We start from the raw sequence: 18,006 nt of genomic DNA on the forward strand, positions 1-18,006 counted from the left end.
GTGAAACTTTTCCTCGGGATGGGCGACCCGAAAGCGGACTACAGGGACAGCGTGGCACAGGTTCGCATGAAGTAACCCGCCCTCCAGACTGGACCCAGGCGAGGAGTGGACGGCGTTCCTTTTTGACCGTATGCAGCCATTCGTGCCGCGCCGCGCGTCGATGCGATGCCAGAACGCGTTGCGCTCATCGGCGAGCGGGTCGGCTTCCGGGTCGAGCTTGTCGCCGACTGGCGCTTGTCGACAGCATCGTTCGCCTGACCAGATCTGACGACGCTGCCCTATATGCAGCCTTCGTCCAGAAGCGCATCCACGTGTCGCACATCCTCGCAGGATCGCAGAGAGCGCCGGGCCACTCGCTAGCAAACAAAGTGCCTATTACGACTGACTTAGACGTATCTTGTCTTCAGTGTGGGTAAATAGACTCCCGGTGAGCGACGCAATCTCTTCCTCTCCCCAGATGGCTTTGGTGGCTATGATGGGCACCATCGGCAGATTGGATTCCTCTGCGAATGACCGTCCCTCTTTTAGCGCCGTAATCTCGTCATCCCGTCTGGCGATGCGGCTTTCCAGATTTGCGATGCGCTCCGTCAAAAAGTAGCGCCCGACCAGGAAGCCTCCACCTCCAAAGAGGACCGCGAACGTAGCAAACGCTATTGGGTTAGCCAGCACCAGCGCCGAGTTGATTTGTAGAAAATCGATTAGGTCCTGCATCCTTCACATCCTTTCAGTTCCTCGGCAGCTTATGAATCTCCAGCCGAACCGGCCCTCCCCGCTCGCAACTCGTGCAGAAAAGTGCCCTTTCGACCGTGCTGAAGAGCGCGTCCCTGCCATAGCGCCTGATGAGGGCCGGCGCCTTGACCTCCGCATGATGCGAGCAATTTCTGCACCAGGCCCGTAACATGGTGCCATTTGCGGAGATCGCTCAGCGATACGTCCAGCCCGGCATGTATGCTGCCCTCTACGATGGTCTGCGGCGGCACTGTCGGCTCGCCGGGCGTGATGATCTTTTCCATCACATGCCGGCTGTTGTAGTGGATCAGGAGCATGCCGGGTCGACGCCGGATGGCGGTTTGCCAGGCCGCTTGGCTGACAAATGAGTCCGGCGATCGACAGATGGTCTCGATCAGCGTCTTCTCCTCCCGATCCCAAACCTCGATCCGGAAATTGTCTTCCCCCGTGTTTGCCATGGCTAGGGTCGGGCCTTGTGCCAGCCGCGAGAAAAGCCATTCGAGACTGCTGCCCGCGCCAAGGCAAGTTCGCGCTCAAGTTCGGCATTTTTGACGAGCACGTTCAGCAGGGCAATCACGGCATCGCCACCTGCCGCAGCTATGGCCTGATGAGCAAACAGTTCCAATTCGGACATATCTTCGCCGGCCGGCTCGTTTTGGCGCTTTTTCATAACCCTTTCCTGGTCGATCCGGTCAGAAATAAGGAACATATTCCTCGCCAGTCAAGACGGCCTTGACTCTTTTGTTCTCATTTTGTTCACTATCGGCAGGATAGCCACAGGAGGCGGTCATGGACCTGCTTTTTAAACTCAGGGGAGCATCACCCGAGGAAAAGCAGCGCGGGTAGAGGCTGCAAAGGCGGGGATCGAGCGCGCCAGCATCACGGCGGAAGAAAGCCGCTGACGGCTGGGCGGCGAGCTGAACTGTCCGCAATCAGACAAAGCCTTGAAGGCCGCCGCATGTTGACCGAAAGTCGCGTTGGACAGAGTTTCAGGGAGGAATTCTCGATGACTCGCTCCTTTCCCACAATCACGGTTGAAACAGTCGCCGAAGCCTACGTTCTCTCCAGAGGCAAGGCCCGCTTCCTGTCCATCGGACAGGCAATCTGCGCCATTCGGAAACTCATGCCGGCCTGCAAGGCGACCGACCACGAGTTGGAGGAGATATTGGCGGCGGCGTGCGTGATTCACAGTGTGCCCGTCGCTTTCGACGCCAAAACAGCCGATGGCGCATGGCTCCATTCGTAGGGCCGGAGATGCTCGGGCAAGCGCGGCAGCCTGCCGCATCGGACGATCACCAAGGGATTGTCCGCTGCCTCATCGACAACATATCTTTGCACCAGTGGTCTTCATTGCCCTGATGCATGGGATCTGAGATCTCCCGCTTAGTCCTCGTCCCCAAAATCCTGCAGCGAGGCGTGCCAAAGGTCTTCCTCCCCACGTAGGTGCTTGATGCGGGCCTTGATGCCTGGCTTGACCCACTGCGTTGCCGGCCGCTTTGGCATGTCCTTGGGTGGTGGCCCGGCGTGTTCCTGCACTCGTTTCCAAAGCCGCTCCCGCATCTCGCGATTGACGCTGACAAACGCACTGCCGCGGCCATCAGAGCAAACGCGGGCTTGCCCCTCTCGCGTTCAACGCCAAGAAGTTCAAACTCGCTTTCGGTGAAGGATTTTGTTTTCAGCCAATTGGTAGTCGGGCCGCTGCGATATTTGCTGTCTCGGCGCTTCGATACCATCCCCTCCAGGCCGGCCGCGTCGATCAGATGATAGATCGCATTAGCCTCGCCCGGCATGGTCTCACTGAACTGGATGCGGCTATCAAACCCTGTAAGGCCGGCCAGGATTTCCCGCCGATCCTCAAATGCCATGTCGCGCAAGTCGTGGCCGTTGAGATGCAGCAGATCGAACGCGACGAAATAGAGGTCGTGCTGGCGCCTAGTGATTGCCTTGCGCAGCGCGGCAAAATCCGAAAGGCCAGCCTCATTCAAGACGACGACTTCGCCGTCGATTATGGCGTTCTGTACGCTGAGACTTTTGGCGGCCTCGACCAGATCGCGGTATTTGGAGGTCCAGTCAAGTCCGCGGCGGGTGAAAATCCGAGCGCCGCCGGCGTCGATGATGATCTGGGAGCGGTAGCCGTCGAATTTGGCTTCATGCATCCAATCATCGCCTTGGGGCGGCTTGGCGACTAAGGTAGGCATCATCGGAGGAATAAATTCTAGCCGGCCGCCGGCACTCACTCGTTTAGGCACCAAATTGACTCTAGGCTCATCCGATTTGACAGCCAGAGGAACGGAACGTGACCATTTTACTAAATTAGCAATGATGCATGAGAGGCTTATGGTAGAACTCGCCGGCGGACACGCCCACCCCCCGCCGGTAGGCCCGGCGGCCGGTTGCACCCCGCAGCGGGCTGTCGGGCCGCTCGAACTTAATGAGTGGAGCGTAGCAACCCCTCCTCCTCGGCAGCGGCCTCGAACGCCGTTCTTACGTCGTCGGGCGTGCGCTCGCCTTTAATGAGAGCGACGCAGGCCTCGATGGCCTCCTTCCACTTAGGTCCCCGCTTGGTCCACTTCATGAGTTCCGCCGCGGCACCCTCGACATTCGTACATACGTAGGTGAGCCCAGGTCGGTCGGTTCCGATGTAGACCGGAGGGTGAAACCAATGGATACCCATGAGGGTGCCGCCGCCGTTTTCGCCTGAGTTAAGAACGGTTGGACCGCCAGCCATGGCTGCCTCTCCTACCTCTGAATTATCATTGGCCGGCAAACGGGACGGGCAGCACTCGGTTCCGCCGCTGGGCTATGGTCCGACATGCGGTAAGACTGAAGTCCTTGCGTGAAGAACAGAGGGCTGAGGGCCGGCAACCAGGACCTTACCACTGCATTGGTATTCGGCCGCCGAGCAAAGTCCCTTCATCGGTGGTTCACCGAGTGCCCGCTGTTTGCCCCCGATCAGCGGACACCCGAAATGACCCCTGACAGCGGAGAGAACTGTGACCCTTATCCAGAGCAGACAGAACGTCGATGAGGTCGCAGGGCGACCCGCAAACGACAATCAAACCCCTAACCCAACGGATTTCTCGGTGATTGATCTCGTTTCGTCGAGCGACGACGAGGTCGTTGACATGGTCAGGCGAACAGAGCGCCTGGCCCTTGCCGTGATTATAGTAATGGCGATCTTCCTGCTCTTTGCACCGGTGGTCTTTATTGCCCTGAGGTATGGAATCTGAGATGTCCCGATTAGCGCCAGTAACTTCCACCAACAGAGAATAGGTTGAGAGAGAGGGACATTGCAGCGTGTCACTTTCTGGAGAGATTGAAGCCGGGTTGGTTGTCCAGCGCCTCGACGACAAAGGATACGGCAATCAAATCATCGGCAGGGATTCTGCCCTTGCCGTCCTCCATGACGGCTGCGACCTTTTGAAAGGTCTTCAGTTCACTTTCGGTAATCCGGGCGCCGCGCATCCTCTCATTGAGGTCGGCCACGCGCATTCGCAGCGCCTGGGACGCTCCAATCTCACGGTTCGACATGATGATCAAATTCCTCCCTTGATGGCTTCCCGCCGCACCTTTCGGCACGGCGGGCTGTCCTCCCAGTCGCTTTGGCCATTCGATGATTTTGATGATCTTGCGTGTGCCCGGGTCAACGACAACGGTTCGGTTGTCGACGACAACGGTGCGGTATTTGGTGTTGGGGACTTCATGAAGTTCGACGGTTTCGGGCAGGGTTGAGCCGATATTGAGCTCCACTCCAGGGATTTTCACCGATGCGAGCGGCTGCTTCTTCACATATTCCCTGATGACGGTCTCCTGTTCAGGCTCGATGATTACGTCCTGAGCAGCAGCGGCGCCGATGCCTGCCAGCAGCAGAAATCCCGCAGCGAAAGGTGAAAGATGCATTCTCATAATGGGGCTCCTTGCGTGAGTTCCGCTGAACGGCTCGTCGCGCCAGCCCCACCCAACCTCAGGCGGCCGCAAACGTTCCTTGATTGGGCTTCGGTCTACTTAAAGTAGGACCTAAGTCTGACCTTGCTGTCGCAAAGGACGACGACGGGGTGCAGCCCGGAACCGCGACTGCCAGCACTCGTTGTCGCCATGTGCTCACAGGAGAGAGAGACCATGGAGAATAGTGTCCACCAAGCTCGCTGGTTACTCGCTCCGGTGTTCGCCGTATCGATCACGTTCCTGGCGATAGGAATCATTGTTAGCTAGAGGCACCCGATTTGAGATCCGCGCAGCTAAGTCCCTTCCTGCGCTGATAAGCGACCACCCGCCATTCCTCGATTTGGCGGGTGGTCCGCAATCCCGGCTGGCCAAGTCCGCCCAGGCGAGGCCCGTCAGCGGTTCAAATTCTCGAGGCGACATCACCTCACAGCAGGTCTTCGGCAACCCCGTCGAATTTCCTAAGGCCTACGCTTGGAAGCTTCCGCTTAAGAAGGCCCTGTTCTCTCGCGGCCGCCTTGAAGGCGGCGAACGCGGCTTGTTGGGTGCAGTGTCCGGCCAGGCATTCCTCGATCATTCGGATTGCTTCAAGTCGGGATGGCTTTTGCATGAATGGCCATGGTTGCTGAAGCGCCGTCTCAGCATCAGGGATCGACGCAACAAGCATCGATCTGTGATTCAGGTAGATTGTAATCGGTATAAACGCCGGCATCTTTGGTCGCGCTCCAGAATTGAAGAGGCTAAACGCGAAGACAATGGCGGTGGTTGCATGAACGTTCGTCGGGGCTGGCCGAGCGCATCGGCCGGCTCTCGCAACGCGAGGGTGACCACCTCGTCTGGCAAGGCCAGATCAAGGACGGCAAGCCCTATCTCGACCGCGTCGGCAACCCGGCCCGTATCCTGCTCAATCTCACGGAACATCCCGACTACCAGATCCGACGCGACGAAAGTTTCTGTGACGACCCCCGGTGCATCGAGCCGCACCACTACAGGGTGATCCGCGAGCGGAAATTCAAGTACGACGACCAGCCCTCAACACCGTGGCGCGATCCCCGCAACACCAGCTCGTTCTCCGACCGAGAACTGGAGGAGATCGAGAAGAACGTCGAGCTCCTGATTGCCAACGAGACAACGGACGAGGATCTCAGCGTCTTCCCGCCCCGCATCCGGGACGAGATCCTACGCCGCGCCGGGAACATTAGCAGTCGCTAACAGTTGGGTGGGACCAGTGGGCCCACCTCCGCTACTCCCAGCCCGCTGCAGATCGGGCCGCCGCCCGATCGGCCCGCGCTCGGAGGAGGAGCGCGGGTTTATGGTGCCGCCACTGGGGCCCTTATCTTTGCGTTCGCCAAGTCGCCGATTGGATGAAGTGCATTCCACCGGAGCTTTGGCAGTGTCAGGCTTCATGCTATTTTGCCAACTCTTTCGTGGAGATGAGTGCCGTGTCGCAATTGGCAACTTTGCTGCTGGGATCATGGCGGATGATTTCCTGGACCTATGAGGTCCTTGTATCCGGCGAAGTCAGAGACGCTTTCGGAAAGAAACCCAGAGGCGTTATCACCTATGCTGCGAACGGCCGAGTGATGGTCCTCGTGCTTAACGAAGATCGCATTGCACCCAACGATCTTGTCCCTACTCCCGAAGAAAAGATCGGACTCTACGATACGATGTTTGCCTATGCGGGGACATACACGGTCGAAGAAGATCGAGTTATTCACCATATTGACATGAGTTGGAACGCGATGTGGGAGGGCACCCAGCAAGTCCGTTTCATCGATACCGACGGTCAAAGGCTGACTTATAAATCAGCGCCAGCGAAAAACCCCCTTGACGGTCGCGACTGCATTCACACCGTCAGGTTCGAGAAGATCGTTTCGCCTCACTAAAATGTACAACGCGCATCAAAGACGTCTCAGTTTGAGCTTCGGCTCACGACCCGTTCCGGTCGTTGGAGTTTGGGCACACGAGCGGCAAGTTGGCCCAAAGCCGTCGTGCGAACGGGCCGCCATTCGTCGCCCGCGATTTTTGCTCGTCGCCAATTTCGCTGTTTTGATGGCCTGATCTGATTGCGAAGATTGGCGTGGCCCCGAGTCATAGAGGCAAGTTTCATGAGTGACGCAACTTCACAGACCGTCTTTTTCTATAATCGTCATCCTATCTCATGCGAAATCATCCTTACGAAACTACGCGCAAGCCGTGGCAATCTCGACGGCTTGCGCCCTGAAGAGCTGTTTCCCCACGACCAAGATCATTATGGCGGCCTCGCCGCTACAGATGAGTTGGCGCGAGGAGCGCAGGTTAGCAATGGATCGCGAGTAGCCGATTTCTGTGCGGGGCTTGGTGGCACGGTGCGTTATCTGGCTCACAAATATGGAGCCGACGTCACTGGTATCGAATTGACGCCAGCACGCGTCTCGGGCGCACAGGAGTTAACCAGACGCGTTGGCCTTCACGGTACTGCGCGGATTGTCGAGGGCAACGTGATGGGCGTTCCCCTTCCGGACGCGAGCATGGACGCTGTCGTCAGCCAAGAAGCATTTTGCCACGTTCCTGATGTGAAGAGAGCGGTTGCCGAAGCTTTTCGTATTCTGAGGACAGGTGGCCGATTGGCATTCACAGATTGGATAGCTAATCAGCCGCTTACCGCTGCTGATGCGCAATTGATGTGGGAAGGAATGGCTATTCAGCCTCTTCGGTCGATCCCCGAGTATCGCAATCTGGTCGAAAGCGTTGGCTTTAGAGTAATTTCGACAAAAGATTTGACGGAAGAATGGGGACCAATTCTGAAGGAACGACTGGCCATGTATCGGCTGCTGCGTGAAGAAGCCAGACAGGCTGGCACCCCAATGGGGCACGATGCATTCCACGAGTCCTACATCCGATTTGTTGACCTCATTCAAGAGCGCAAAATGGGCGGCGTCAGGATTGTGGCTACGAAGTTGCCGCGTGATTGAGGAACGCCGCGCATTACCGACTCTGCTCGCCCGCGCCGACGAGGTGGAGCGGGCTTACATGCCCCCGTTAAATTGATCTAGGCTGATTTATGAGTACGGCTTAGCTCTCGTCACTAAAAACCCAGCAGCGACGCATGACGTATTTTGCTGTGGTCACCGCGAAGATGCTTGATGCGCAGCTTGACGCCAGGCCCGACCCATTGCGTTGCCGGCCGTTTCTTCATGGCCTCGGGCGGCGGCCCAGCGTGTTCCTGGACCCGCTTCCACAGCCGTTCCTTCATGTCGCGATTAATGCTGATGAACGCCGAACCGACATACTTTCCTGTGCCGGGTTCCGCTAAAAGCGCGAAGGCCGCCTTGCCCGGCTCGCGCTCGACGCCGAGCAGTTCGAACTCGTCGACCGTCCAGCTCTTGGTCTTCAGCCAGTTCGTTGTCGGGCCGCTGCGATATTTGCTGTCGGCGCGCTTAGAGACGATCCCCTCAATCCCGGCCTGGTCGACCAGGTAGAAGATCGCTTTGGGGTCGCCGGGTATAGCCTCGCTGAACTGGATCCGGCTGTTCGGCTTGATGATGCCGTAGAGAATTTCGCGGCGCGCCTTGCAGCCGATGTCGCGCAGGTCGTGGCCATTCAGATGCAGAATGTCGAAGGCGCCGAGATACATGGCATAGGGATCGCTGTGGACGGCTTTCTGAAGCGCAGCGAAGTCAGGCAGACCGGCCTCATTGGTGACGACCGCCTCGCCATCGATGATCGCGTTCTCGACCTCAAGCTCCCTCGCGGCTTCCACGATCCCCGCATATTTGCTCGTCCAGTCCGCACCGGTTTTCGTGTAGACGCGGATATCCTCGGGACTGTTGATGACGATCTGGGAGCGGTGGCCGTCGAGCTTGATCTGGTGAAGCCAGTCATCGCCCTCGGGCGGCTTGGTTACCAGCTTGGGCTCCATCGGCGGAATGAACTCGAGCCGGCGGACGCCGGTACTTACAATTTTACGCACTTATTCGAATGTGGAGACGTTCCACGACCAGCGCATCAGCCAAATGGATGAAACCCGCGCCCTACGGAGGGAAGGACGCGGGCTGATCGGGAGGGGACACCGATCTCGCAGCATTGGTTCACAGGAGAAGATGCTGCAGGAGTCGAACGCCCTCCCTGAGCTGGGTGTTCCATACGAAAGTCAAAAAAGCCCGCCGCACCTTTCGGCACGGCGGGCGATCGTCACCAGGCACAGGGTGCGGGGGGGCGGGGTGTGCCCGGATCGGAGGAAATCCTACGCGCGCCGGCTGCGTCGCGTCTACCAACCGGCGGTTGGCACCTTTAGGCACGGCTGGCTTTCGGTTGGCGAGTGTATGGTGGCGCTTTGCCCCTAAGGAGAGTAGGGTTTCCCGGTCGCCCATACCTTCCGGCAATTGAGCGCTTGAGAGCGAGCAACGTGCTTTCGCCTAATCAGGGAGAAGTACGATGCAGCAGCTATATTCCAACCTCGTCACTCATTATGAGAACGCGGTGTCCTTTCAAAACAGAGTTGTAGAGCATGAGCGCCGGTGCGGACATGTCCTCCCGGAAAGCGAAGCGCTGCTAGACATTCTGGCCGAGAATTTGGCCGAAGCCCGTCGCGCCCTTGATCGTGTGACTCACAGTCACCACTAGCTCACCGGCCAAGCGCTTGTTTCGAGGCCAACAGAAGTTCTTCCTCGTCCACCACTCCGGCCATGTAATTGGCCATAATCCGAGAAGCGAGCGTTTCACGTTGCTTTTCAGATTGAGCCCCAACCTTCAGCCGATCGAACACCCGGCCCAATAGGGCCAACTCGGACGAATTGAAAACACCCGAATCCTCTGCTCTTCCACGAAGCGGCATGACAAACCCCCTTGCCCAGAGATTTTGTTCGTGCAGCATTATTATACACCAAAAAACCGCACCCCGTTGCAGAATCGCAGGTGCGAGAAATGACAGAAACTCTCCGTAGGACTTCGACAGGTTCAGGCCATTGAAGCTCGTTATTGAGCATAAACCAGACGGTATCGGAATTGATTGCGGATGTGGTCGTTGAAGAAGCCGCCCTTGGCGAAGGCGGCGCGGAACTCGGCGAAGGTCTCCGGCGGCACGTCCTCAAACTCGTACCGTTTGCCGCTGGCGACGAACCACACCGAGAGGATTCTGCTGTCGGGATCGTATTCCGTTTTGCGTATCGAAGTGGATGGCATGATGGCCGCCCGATGAAAACCTCAACGATCGGAGAGCTCGTCGCGTTCCCTTGTGACTTAGCTCCCGACCAGCGCACGAGGATTTTCTCCGGGCCACCTCGCGCTCGGCATCGCAAAATGCGGCAGGCACGGTCTTCCGGAAGCCAACCGGAATCACGCCAACACATCTACCACCCCGGTTACGCCGATCCGGCCAATCCAACCATCTCTTCGCCGATCTGCCATAGGCGCCCGCCCCCACCGCACCGACCGCAGCCGCCTATCCGGCCTGCGTCCAGGGCTGATCGTTCGGTCCGCCCATACGGCCAGCACTGAAACCCAGTGTTAACGTCGTTCGCGGGTAAGAAGATGCGGCCGCAGCTTCAAAGTGTACGGTACAGGTTGCTGCCAGCAAGGGAGGCGGAAATGAAATTGCTTCGGATTGCGCTCTTGTGCACGGGCATGATCAGCGTAGCAATGCCGGCCGTTCGCGCTGAGGATCAGCTTGTTCCGCCTAACCACATAGAAGCGCCAGAGCCGGCAGTTCATTGCGAGGGCCAGAACTGCCTTCCACCAGCCGATAACCCTGTCGAGGAATGCAAGGGGCAAGATTGCACGCCGGCTCCGCCGGTGGACCCAGGTCCGCAGATTGAACAGGTCGACTGAACCATCAGCCGAACACCCCAACTACGAAGGTGATCGCAGATCCGTGGAGAAGGTTGGATTTCAGGTACTCTCCCTCCGCCATCTGCCGTTGATTTATCTAAGTAATTCATCGATTTGGCAGAGTTACGCACAAAGCTACGGACAGTGATTTGCAGGCCACCGATGAAATTCAGCCCAAGATGGACATATGCTGCTTCGTTAACCCGGACTAGGCTCCCGCAATTGCGACCCTCGATCCGATCTTAGGTTATGCCGTAATCTGGCGAAACCAGTTCCAAGACTGGATTATGAGATTTGACTCTTTGGGGGAGCACTTCTGGCTACTTCCTCTCCAGCGAATCTATTTTCTACATATGGGCAGCGTGATTATCCTCACTGGTTTGCTTATTTTTTGGGTCTTTGTCCTTTCCAATCAAAGCAAATCCCACACGACGAAGCTATATTGTCGCTGTTCAAGGTGACTGGGATCACGACGAAATGAAGCGGGCACGCGCTATGGTGACAGAGGCTTCAATCCCGGCACAGACCAACCAGGAAGAGTAATCTTGCTTGGGCGTGTACTGGAGAGGGACTGGCTTCTCGGCGCGTCTGGGGGGAACGCCGGAGCTCCTGTGCTCGCCGGGTATTTCGAGCTTTTGGACCGAAGGTCCCCCGCCCTTTCAGCGTCTTGTCTTGCCCTGTTACTGCTGGGCGGAGTGATATTCCTAATTCCCAGCGTGGAAGTGCTAATACTGGCTCTGAGTAGAGTTGGGCGCATCTTCTTCCAGTAGAGAAGGGCCCGCCACATGAGGCCGGCGAAGCGAAGTGAGCTACGACCTACCGCCCGGGAACACGGGAGCCTTCGATCTGCATTTGACAGACTTGGAGTTCGAAGGACTACTGGCTTTCCTTAGATCTCAACAGAGAATAGGCCGAGCCTGGATTTTCGGCTCCCGGCGGTCTGGTCGGCGCCGGTCAAAGGATGTCGTTAAGCCCGCTGATATCGACGTTGCCGTCGAACTCGTGGACGTTCCTGAAGCAGACACGCTACTGGCGATGTTCGATGTCCGGTTCGCTGCCAGCGATTTTTTCGTGCATGGGCACCCGCAATATGGCCTCTCGACTACGGAAGGTCAGGCTGGCTTTGTTCAAATCGAGTTTCCTGGCAAAGAAGGCCCGACCGTCGCGGCGTTCATCACCGCCGACGGCGCCACCCTGATCTTTGAGCGGGCCGGCTTGCTGCCGGGGTAGCTTACGCGATCAGGCTTGACGCTCTGCCCTGCCACGCGATGCTGAGTACGGCTTGGGGGATCATTTGCTTACCCGCGGTGGGAGGGGAACATGACTCCTGAGTTCTTTGGGAGTTGGCTGCTCCAAGTAGCCGTGATGCTTTGCGTCGTTGCGGGATTGGCAATGACCATCGTTGCGGATCGCACTGGATGGAGCTCCATTGGTTTCGTGATGATCGGCTTTGCCAGGCGAGGCCGACACGAGTACATGCGGTCTGTGTCATCGATGGTCGAGAAGATCCTGACCACGTATCTGCGGGAAAAGGGCTACCTGCCGAAAGGCGCAGCAGAATAGCTATGCTCGTCACCGTCAGCCGGGAGGAGTGTAGAGCGGCTCTCTGCATCGATGAACCAGGCACTGGCCATCGAGCGTCGGCACAAACCCTACCGCTGGGATTTCCGACCAGTCGCACGCATTGCTGTACCGGCGGACGTAGAGGGCATAGGTGTTCGGGCCGGTGGTCAGCACCGCCGAGCCATGGCTCTGGATTAGCGCCTGCGTCTGTTGGCAGGTCATGGCGCGGGTGTCCGGCCTGGCCTGGGCGAGGGTTGTGAAGGCAAGCGTGACCGCTGCCGAGGTCAACGCAATCCGGCGAATGGACATGACGAGACTCCCATGATGAGCCATTTGGTTGACAAACTCGCATGTCGCAGGGCAGCTGTGCAATGGCGGCCTCCAAATCGGAATTTCCGGACTGGAGCAAACCGCCCGCCCCGTGCGAACCACGGCGTGCCGCTGGAGCCCGCAACCGAGGACGCTCTCAACTCCATCGCGGCTGAAGTGAAAATTGGCCGGGCGGCCGCACACCGCCGGCATCGATGATGATCTGGGAGCGGTAGCCGTCGAATTTGGCTTCATGCATCCACTCATCGCCTTGGGGCGGCTTGGCGACCAAGGTAGGCATCATTGGCGGGAGAAACTTCAAATGCATGCATTGACTCGCAAAACCGCGATTTCAATTAGCATGCGCTTAATTAGTTCCAATTTTAACGAATCGTTGACCGCGCTGTCCCAGAATAGGACGGCGCGGTCAAACCCCAACCCGGGATTGCGCAGGCGGCTCCGCCAATCTAGCTCCCCCGCCTCACTGTCGGAGCCGCTTCCACACTCCTCTAGCATTACCAGCAAAGGTTGCATCTACTGTTACGTTATCGGAACTCCTTCGATTAGGCGGAGACGGCCACTCCCTCCGCCAAATGCACCCTGCCCCAACATTCTCCGGGTCGGTCTAAACCGGCCCGCGAATCCCTTAGTTGAGAACTGCGGGCTTTCAAAGGAAAGCTTGCAACCGCGGAGCCTAGCCCTTTGCCGTGGCGTCATTCGCAGCAGGATCTAAATTCGGCCGCTCGATCCCTTGCGTCTCAACATTGTAGACGCGAACGTGCCCTTCGAGGCCTTTGAACTGGCGAGTACCGAGGTCAACGATCGGCATGTTGCCAGGCAAATGGCGCGTCACGGAAAAATCGATAAGGATTTGTCGATCTTCAGCGGACGAACACAGCCTCGATGCCAAGTTCACGACATTGCCAATTGCGGTGTAGTCAGCGCGGGCCTCATAGCCAATTCGACCCACCGTTGCCCACCCCATAGCGAGCCCCATGCCGAAGCCAATCTCAAAACCACGCTGCCGCCACCCAGATATGAGCTCTTGTGTGGAATCCTGCATGTCGACAGCCATGTTTACGGCATGAAGCGCCGGCTCTTCACATGGAACCGGGGCGTTGACGAGAATCATCAATCCATCCGCCGAAAAACTGGTCAGCGTCACCTCATACCGGGCAATGATCGCGCCGAGCGCCTCGTAGTACTCACGCAAGAGCTGCATGATGTCCTCAGGCTCAGCGTGCGCCGAAAATGCGGTGAAGCCACGCAAATCGCAAAAAACAGCGACCACTTCCGCGCGCTGTCCGGCGAGCATTCTCTCGTCGCCAGCCTTTTCTACGAGCTCCGCCACCTGTGGTGCCAGGAAGCGCTTCAAACGCATCATTCGCTCATCGCGGTCCCGCGATATGGCGAGTTCCTCCGCCATTTGGTTGAACCGCGCAGCCAGCCGCTCAAGTTCGTCTCCAGTGACAATGTCGATCCGGTGATCGAACTGTCCGGCACCGATCTTGAGGGCGCCTTCTTCCAGCAATCGGATAGGCCCGCTCATCCGTCTGGCAAGCCAATAGGCGAGTACCGCCGCAAGGACTGTGGCGGCGAGGAACAACCCGCCGGTTCGCCACAATGAAGCGTACAGGGGTGCAAAAGCCTCTGCCTGCGACTGCTCGACAAATACCATCCAACCGGCCGCGGCAACGGGCGCGCCAGCGGTCACAACGCGTTCATTCTCGGCGTTGCGGCTTGCAATCGCAGTGCCGCCCGCGGCGGCGATCGCATCCCGCAATCCGCGCAGGGCCAAAGCTGCTTTCTCGTCGGCGCCTTGCATCACTTTGCTGATCGCGGGGTGAGCGATGAGGTGGCCGGTCTCGTCGACGACAAGTGCCTGGCCGCTGCGGCCTACGCGGACTTCGGAAACGATGAGCCAGATAGCCTTCAGACTGATTTCGGCGATGATCGTGTTTTCTAGGACTGTATCGTCGTAATTCGCCATCGCCATGGTTGCCGACGGTTCGGAACCCTGGCGGTAGGCGACCGGGCCATACCAGACCTTCGCGGTCTTGGCGCCCACGACAGCGGGATCGCCCGAGCGGTCCGCCCCGCCTTCCGTCCTGTTTGAGCCAACGCGCGAGACGTGCAGCCGTTCTGCGCCGTCGCCGTCGACGAAACTGATGCTGAGAATTCCCGGGACCTGGTGCATCACACGCAGGAAAAGAAGCCGAAGCTGTTTCACGCTGGCATTGGCCGACACGTCCTCGGGGATCGTGGAGCCGAGCGGAATCTTGATGCCGTCAAGAAAGCTCTCAATTTTGTCGGCCGCCGATGTTGCCTCGGACCGCAGCAGGGCACTGAGGATCGCACGCTGGTCGACATAGCTGAACCACCAGTTGCTGATGCCACCGGCAGCCATCGGAAAAATGGCCGCCGCGAACAAGACTAGAAAATACTTCTGAAATAGCGATCGACGCATGGAAGCGGCTTTAAGATTGGAGAAAGGTCTCCCACATGATGCGACCCGACCATAAGTCGCGACAGCTCAGTCCCAGAAAGGTAACCTAAATTCTTGCGTCTTGGTATGGGCTGAGCCGTTCCCACTCATGGTCGAGTCTCGTGCCTTCCATGGGGCTTGGATGGACGTTTCCCTGATCGGGGAGAGTCGCGTATTCACCAGCCACGTGAGCACGCCCCCGAAGGCTCGCTAGGCCCAGCGACCTCCCCCCGCAACCAAAGCCGCTGGGCCGCCCCGCTCCGCTAGTCCAGTCTAGAGCTTCCCTTTGAACCGATCTCCATTCATGGGGCTCGGCAGCTACATCACAGGCGAACGAATCCTATAAGCGGCAGATGATCGGAGGCGACCCGCGAAAGCGGCGTGTCATGGGCTTCGACGGATGAGATCATTCCGTGTCGATTTGCCATGATCCGGTCGAGCGACAGCAGCGGCAGACTCGATGGAAAGGTGGGGACCGCCGGTGGCGCGGGACCGAAAGTCGTGTGTAGCGTATTCAGCGCGGAACGGTTTCCGAGTCGCCATTCGTTCAAATCGCCGAGCAGCAGTGTTGGTTTTTCGTCCGGTCTGTTCATGATTTCGAGCACGACACGGGCCTGTTCGGAGCGCGATCGGCGCAGCAAGCCGAGATGGGCTGCGATAATGCGCAGAGTTCGTTTCTCGTCCAGATCGATTTCGGCAACCAGGGCTCCGCGCGGCTCCAGCCCCGGGAGCTTTATCTGATGGACATTGCGAACGATGCCCCGTTTGAAAAGCAGAACGTTGCCGTGCCAGCCGTGTCCTTTGCCGTTTCCGGACACCGGCACCGGCACCAGGCCTGTTTCCAATTCGAGACGCAGCAGATCCAGAAGGCCGGCACGATCTCCAAAGCGATTGTCCGCTTCCTGCAACGCAATGACATCCGGACCGATTTCCCGGATGACGCGAGCGATTCGTTCGGGATCGAACTTTCTGTCGACGCCCACGCATTTGTGAACGTTGTAAGATGCGACCAGAGTCCCCGCAGGGCGTGTCCCTTCGGACGGCGCAGCCTTCGCCTTCTGCTTCTTTCTGTCGCGAATGGATTTGAGCACACTTGCAGGAAAGCTCTGTCCAGTTCTTTGCATGAGTCTGCTGCTCGTCCTCACTACCTTCAAGACTTAGCTTTGTCTCACTCAAACAGGATCTGCAATCGCTGCTTCCTGCCCTGACGAGATGCGGCGCTCGAAAAGAGCGATGGCTGCGTCGCCCGAATTGCCCCGGGCAGAACGAGAAAGCCTCTAAAGGTAGGGCGATCCCAGCCACAACACTCGGTCGAACAGGCGGACGATGAATGGCCGGGCTCTCAAGGTTTCGATCGTTACAGACGTGGCTGAGGCGATTGCCGATCCGATCCGCGCATCAATCTCCGCGGCAAATCCTGCATCAAGAACCTCTACATCAATCTCAAAATTCAGCCGCAGGGACCGGGCATCAAGATTGGAGGAACCTATATAAGCCCAAACTCCATCGACCGACAGCAGCTTCGAATGATCGAACGAGCCCTGCGTGCGCCATACGCGGCAATAGTGCTTCAGGACCTGATCGAATTGCGCCGTCATCGCCCGGTCTACAAGGAAAAGATTGTTCATCGCCGGTACCACGATGTCGATCTCGACACCTCGCCTGGCCGCGGTCGTCAGCGCGCTGATCAGTTCCCGATCCGGCAGGAAATAGGGCGACATGATGCGGATCGATTTGCGGGCGACGGAAAATGCCCCGATCAGCAAGTTGTGGTTCGTTTCGATGCTGGCATCCGGCCCGGATGCAACCGCCCGCGCCAGCATCGGTTGAGCGGGAGCCGCGGGAAACGTGGCCACTTGCCAGGTGTCGCCTTTCAGGAACTCGCCGCTCACGAAGCGCCAATCTTCGGCGGCAACCGAAAAAAGGTCGGCCACGACCGGCCCGGTGACCTGAAAATGCGTGTCCCTCGCGCTGGAGGAGCCGGCGAACTCGGCTGAGAATCCCTTTCGGATGTTCATCCCTCCGGTGAACGCAATCGTGCCATCGACGACCAGGATCTTCCGGTGCGTTCTGAGGTTGGCGTAGGGAAGACGCAGGCCCATGACAATGTTGCCGTTGAAGAGGTCTGCCGGGATTCCCGCCTCTCGCAGGCGCCCAAGAATGCTGGGGACGGAGTAACGCGCCCCGACGGCATCGATCAGCACGCGAACGCTGACACCCCGCTGGACGGCTCGCGCGAGAGATTCCACGAAAAGCCGCCCGACATCGTCATTGTCGAAGATGTAGGTCTCGAGAAGGACAGTGCGTTGAGCGCCGTCAATCGCTCGGCACATTGCGGCATAGGCCTCGTCACCTGTCTCCAATATCGCAATCGCGTTTCCCGAGGTCAGGGCACGCCGGGCCACCCTGTCGCCCAATGTCTTCAAGCCGGTGAAGCGTTGGCCGTACCGCTCGGCAATCAATTCCTCGGCGGCAAAGTTGCGCTCATGTTTTGCGGAAGCCGCCTCGCTGGAAGGGGGCCGCATGGCGCTGATCGTTGCACGACGAATGCGGTTTATGCCGGCAACGGCGTAGATGATCGCGCCGAGGAATGGCGACAGGAACATCACGCCGACCCAACCTGTGGCGGCGCGGACGTCTTCCTTCGTCATTATGGCGTGGACGATGCCGATGGCCGCCATCACCACCGAAATGATCGCGAGGACCTGGGGCCAATGAGTCATCAAGGTCTGCAACATCGCCAGGACTATCCAGCGAGCGGTTGCAGAACGCAATGCAACTCATCCCCGGGGTCAGACCACGGTAACAAACTGGACAGAGCCGCTGTCGGGTTCGATGGAACGGCCCCGTCGCCGGAGGCCAACAGCCACGAGCGGGCACTACAGGCCTAACTTCTCCCGGAGTGCATCGATGCGTTTAGAGGCTTCCGCCTTGCTGAGGCCGTCAGCATAGGCGTCAGGGTCGTCGGCCTGTTCGGCCAAAGTTTTCAAATAGGAGGCTTGTGCGGGGGTCATGGGATCATCTCCGCTGATCCAATCTTCCGGGTCCTTTTCGACATTTGCCGATGCCTCGATTTTTGGGTTGTGCCGGTCACCCATGATCAATCTCCCTTGATGATCACCACAATGAGAATGATCATGATTTGTTCCGCCAGATTGGTATGCGCGTCG

The 18,006-nt window shown here is 58.3% G+C and carries 21 protein-coding genes and 1 pseudogene; 7 read left to right on the forward strand and 15 right to left on the reverse strand.

Translation table 11 applies throughout. The annotated features are described in order from the left end of the window. Positions 1-375: 375 nt before the first annotated feature. The 3 genes from AC0L3D_RS07040 to AC0L3D_RS07050 are packed head-to-tail and all read right to left on the reverse strand — an operon-like array spanning position 376 to position 1,399. Positions 376-711 carry a hypothetical protein gene (locus AC0L3D_RS07040; RefSeq protein ID WP_287208253.1) on the reverse strand — a complete coding sequence of 112 codons (336 nt, stop codon included), beginning with the start codon at positions 709-711 and terminating at the stop codon, positions 376-378. Between the two features lie 29 nt (positions 712-740). Further along, positions 741-1,187 carry a hypothetical protein gene (locus tag AC0L3D_RS07045; RefSeq protein WP_473630537.1) on the reverse strand — a complete coding sequence of 149 codons (447 nt, stop codon included), beginning with the start codon at positions 1,185-1,187 and terminating at the stop codon, positions 741-743. 2 nt (positions 1,188-1,189) lie between these two features. Continuing rightward, a complete protein-coding gene (locus AC0L3D_RS07050) occupies positions 1,190-1,399 on the reverse strand; it encodes a hypothetical protein (protein ID WP_473630538.1) in 210 nt (69 codons plus the stop codon). A gap of 288 nt (positions 1,400-1,687) precedes the next feature. On the opposite strand from AC0L3D_RS07050, the gene AC0L3D_RS07055 reads away from it, so the two are divergent. Next, a complete protein-coding gene (locus tag AC0L3D_RS07055) occupies positions 1,688-1,975 on the forward strand; it encodes a hypothetical protein (protein ID WP_473643628.1) in 288 nt (95 codons plus the stop codon). 46 nt (positions 1,976-2,021) lie between these two features. Here the strand turns inward: AC0L3D_RS07055 and AC0L3D_RS07060 are convergent, their stop codons facing one another. Both AC0L3D_RS07060 and AC0L3D_RS07065 read right to left on the reverse strand, forming a co-directional pair. Then, on the reverse strand, positions 2,022-2,885 hold the full coding sequence (locus AC0L3D_RS07060) for an ATP-dependent DNA ligase (RefSeq protein ID WP_473643630.1): 864 nt from the start codon (positions 2,883-2,885) through the stop codon (positions 2,022-2,024). Between the two features lie 272 nt (positions 2,886-3,157). Next, the gene (locus tag AC0L3D_RS07065) at positions 3,158-3,457 is read right to left on the reverse strand and encodes a DUF982 domain-containing protein (protein WP_473630541.1); all 300 of its coding nucleotides are present in this window, start codon (positions 3,455-3,457) and stop codon (positions 3,158-3,160) included. 265 nt (positions 3,458-3,722) lie between these two features. Between AC0L3D_RS07065 and AC0L3D_RS07070 the strand changes: the two genes are divergently transcribed. Next, a complete protein-coding gene (locus tag AC0L3D_RS07070; protein ID WP_473630542.1) occupies positions 3,723-3,959 on the forward strand; it encodes a hypothetical protein in 237 nt (78 codons plus the stop codon). Between the two features lie 379 nt (positions 3,960-4,338). On the opposite strand, the pseudogene AC0L3D_RS07075 reads toward AC0L3D_RS07070, so the two are convergent. Next, a pseudogene (locus AC0L3D_RS07075) lies at positions 4,339-4,635 on the reverse strand (DUF1236 domain-containing protein); the annotation flags it as partial. Positions 4,636-5,098: 463 nt separating this feature from the next. Beyond that, on the reverse strand, positions 5,099-5,383 hold the full coding sequence (locus AC0L3D_RS07080; protein WP_473630543.1) for a DUF982 domain-containing protein: 285 nt from the start codon (positions 5,381-5,383) through the stop codon (positions 5,099-5,101). Positions 5,384-5,436: 53 nt separating this feature from the next. Here AC0L3D_RS07080 and AC0L3D_RS07085 point away from each other — a divergent pair, with 53 nt between their 5' ends. The 3 genes from AC0L3D_RS07085 (at position 5,437) to AC0L3D_RS07095 (ending at position 7,625) form a co-directional block, all read left to right on the forward strand. Then, positions 5,437-5,883: a hypothetical protein gene (locus AC0L3D_RS07085; protein ID WP_473630544.1), complete on the forward strand. Its 447-nt coding sequence runs from the start codon at positions 5,437-5,439 to the stop codon at positions 5,881-5,883. 230 nt (positions 5,884-6,113) lie between these two features. After that, a complete protein-coding gene (locus tag AC0L3D_RS07090) occupies positions 6,114-6,557 on the forward strand; it encodes a lipocalin-like domain-containing protein (protein ID WP_473630545.1) in 444 nt (147 codons plus the stop codon). Positions 6,558-6,779: 222 nt separating this feature from the next. Then, positions 6,780-7,625: a class I SAM-dependent methyltransferase gene (locus AC0L3D_RS07095; protein ID WP_473643632.1), complete on the forward strand. Its 846-nt coding sequence runs from the start codon at positions 6,780-6,782 to the stop codon at positions 7,623-7,625. A gap of 113 nt (positions 7,626-7,738) precedes the next feature. On the opposite strand, the gene AC0L3D_RS07100 is transcribed toward AC0L3D_RS07095, so the two are convergent. The 3 genes from AC0L3D_RS07100 to AC0L3D_RS07110 all read right to left on the reverse strand — a co-directional run bounded on the left by AC0L3D_RS07100 (position 7,739) and on the right by AC0L3D_RS07110 (position 9,834). After that, the gene (locus AC0L3D_RS07100; protein ID WP_473643634.1) at positions 7,739-8,572 is read right to left on the reverse strand and encodes an ATP-dependent DNA ligase; all 834 of its coding nucleotides are present in this window, start codon (positions 8,570-8,572) and stop codon (positions 7,739-7,741) included. Between the two features lie 705 nt (positions 8,573-9,277). Next, positions 9,278-9,526 (reverse strand): hypothetical protein, encoded by a 249-nt coding sequence (locus tag AC0L3D_RS07105; RefSeq protein WP_473628837.1) that lies wholly within the window; start codon positions 9,524-9,526, stop codon positions 9,278-9,280. Positions 9,527-9,627: 101 nt separating this feature from the next. After that, a complete protein-coding gene (locus AC0L3D_RS07110) occupies positions 9,628-9,834 on the reverse strand; it encodes a KTSC domain-containing protein (protein ID WP_473628838.1) in 207 nt (68 codons plus the stop codon). 1,449 nt (positions 9,835-11,283) lie between these two features. Between AC0L3D_RS07110 and AC0L3D_RS07115 the strand changes: the two genes are divergently transcribed. Beyond that, on the forward strand, positions 11,284-11,709 hold the full coding sequence (locus tag AC0L3D_RS07115) for a hypothetical protein (RefSeq protein WP_473628839.1): 426 nt from the start codon (positions 11,284-11,286) through the stop codon (positions 11,707-11,709). A gap of 90 nt (positions 11,710-11,799) precedes the next feature. Next, a complete protein-coding gene (locus AC0L3D_RS07120; protein ID WP_473628840.1) occupies positions 11,800-12,042 on the forward strand; it encodes a hypothetical protein in 243 nt (80 codons plus the stop codon). Between the two features lie 15 nt (positions 12,043-12,057). On the opposite strand, the gene AC0L3D_RS07125 is transcribed toward AC0L3D_RS07120, so the two are convergent. The 5 genes from AC0L3D_RS07125 to AC0L3D_RS07145 all read right to left on the reverse strand — a co-directional run bounded on the left by AC0L3D_RS07125 (position 12,058) and on the right by AC0L3D_RS07145 (position 17,934). Continuing rightward, positions 12,058-12,351: a hypothetical protein gene (locus tag AC0L3D_RS07125; RefSeq protein WP_091591761.1), complete on the reverse strand. Its 294-nt coding sequence runs from the start codon at positions 12,349-12,351 to the stop codon at positions 12,058-12,060. A gap of 694 nt (positions 12,352-13,045) precedes the next feature. Continuing rightward, positions 13,046-14,818 (reverse strand): adenylate/guanylate cyclase domain-containing protein, encoded by a 1,773-nt coding sequence (locus AC0L3D_RS07130; protein ID WP_473643636.1) that lies wholly within the window; start codon positions 14,816-14,818, stop codon positions 13,046-13,048. A gap of 341 nt (positions 14,819-15,159) precedes the next feature. Beyond that, complete coding sequence (locus AC0L3D_RS07135) at positions 15,160-15,960, reverse strand: endonuclease/exonuclease/phosphatase family protein (RefSeq protein WP_128245071.1); 801 nt, start codon at positions 15,958-15,960, stop codon at positions 15,160-15,162. Positions 15,961-16,113: 153 nt separating this feature from the next. Next, a complete protein-coding gene (locus AC0L3D_RS07140) occupies positions 16,114-17,574 on the reverse strand; it encodes a phospholipase D-like domain-containing protein (RefSeq protein ID WP_473643742.1) in 1,461 nt (486 codons plus the stop codon). 141 nt (positions 17,575-17,715) lie between these two features. Then, positions 17,716-17,934 (reverse strand): DUF3072 domain-containing protein, encoded by a 219-nt coding sequence (locus AC0L3D_RS07145; RefSeq protein ID WP_128245069.1) that lies wholly within the window; start codon positions 17,932-17,934, stop codon positions 17,716-17,718. Between the last annotated feature and the right edge of the window lie 72 nt (positions 17,935-18,006).

The organism is Mesorhizobium sp. WSM4837 (assembly GCF_055811435.1).

Coding starts and splice junctions, on each gene's coding strand:
- AC0L3D_RS07060 (WP_473643630.1), bottom strand. CDS start 2,885: ATGCATGAAGCCAAATTCGACGGCTACCGCTCCCAGATCATCATCGAC.
- AC0L3D_RS07065 (WP_473630541.1), bottom strand. CDS start 3,457: ATGGCTGGCGGTCCAACCGTTCTTAACTCAGGCGAAAACGGCGGCGGC.
- AC0L3D_RS07105 (WP_473628837.1), bottom strand. CDS start 9,526: ATGCTGCACGAACAAAATCTCTGGGCAAGGGGGTTTGTCATGCCGCTT.
- AC0L3D_RS07125 (WP_091591761.1), bottom strand. CDS start 12,351: ATGTCCATTCGCCGGATTGCGTTGACCTCGGCAGCGGTCACGCTTGCC.
- AC0L3D_RS07080 (WP_473630543.1), bottom strand. CDS start 5,383: ATGCCGGCGTTTATACCGATTACAATCTACCTGAATCACAGATCGATG.
- AC0L3D_RS07145 (WP_128245069.1), bottom strand. CDS start 17,934: ATGGGTGACCGGCACAACCCAAAAATCGAGGCATCGGCAAATGTCGAA.
- AC0L3D_RS07040 (WP_287208253.1), bottom strand. CDS start 711: ATGCAGGACCTAATCGATTTTCTACAAATCAACTCGGCGCTGGTGCTG.
- AC0L3D_RS07130 (WP_473643636.1), bottom strand. CDS start 14,818: ATGCGTCGATCGCTATTTCAGAAGTATTTTCTAGTCTTGTTCGCGGCG.
- AC0L3D_RS07120 (WP_473628840.1), top strand. CDS start 11,800: ATGACTCCTGAGTTCTTTGGGAGTTGGCTGCTCCAAGTAGCCGTGATG.
- AC0L3D_RS07135 (WP_128245071.1), bottom strand. CDS start 15,960: ATGCAAAGAACTGGACAGAGCTTTCCTGCAAGTGTGCTCAAATCCATT.
- AC0L3D_RS07110 (WP_473628838.1), bottom strand. CDS start 9,834: ATGCCATCCACTTCGATACGCAAAACGGAATACGATCCCGACAGCAGA.
- AC0L3D_RS07055 (WP_473643628.1), top strand. CDS start 1,688: ATGTTGACCGAAAGTCGCGTTGGACAGAGTTTCAGGGAGGAATTCTCG.
- AC0L3D_RS07100 (WP_473643634.1), bottom strand. CDS start 8,572: ATGGAGCCCAAGCTGGTAACCAAGCCGCCCGAGGGCGATGACTGGCTT.
- AC0L3D_RS07050 (WP_473630538.1), bottom strand. CDS start 1,399: ATGAAAAAGCGCCAAAACGAGCCGGCCGGCGAAGATATGTCCGAATTG.
- AC0L3D_RS07095 (WP_473643632.1), top strand. CDS start 6,780: ATGAGTGACGCAACTTCACAGACCGTCTTTTTCTATAATCGTCATCCT.
- AC0L3D_RS07140 (WP_473643742.1), bottom strand. CDS start 17,574: ATGTTGCAGACCTTGATGACTCATTGGCCCCAGGTCCTCGCGATCATT.
- AC0L3D_RS07045 (WP_473630537.1), bottom strand. CDS start 1,187: ATGGCAAACACGGGGGAAGACAATTTCCGGATCGAGGTTTGGGATCGG.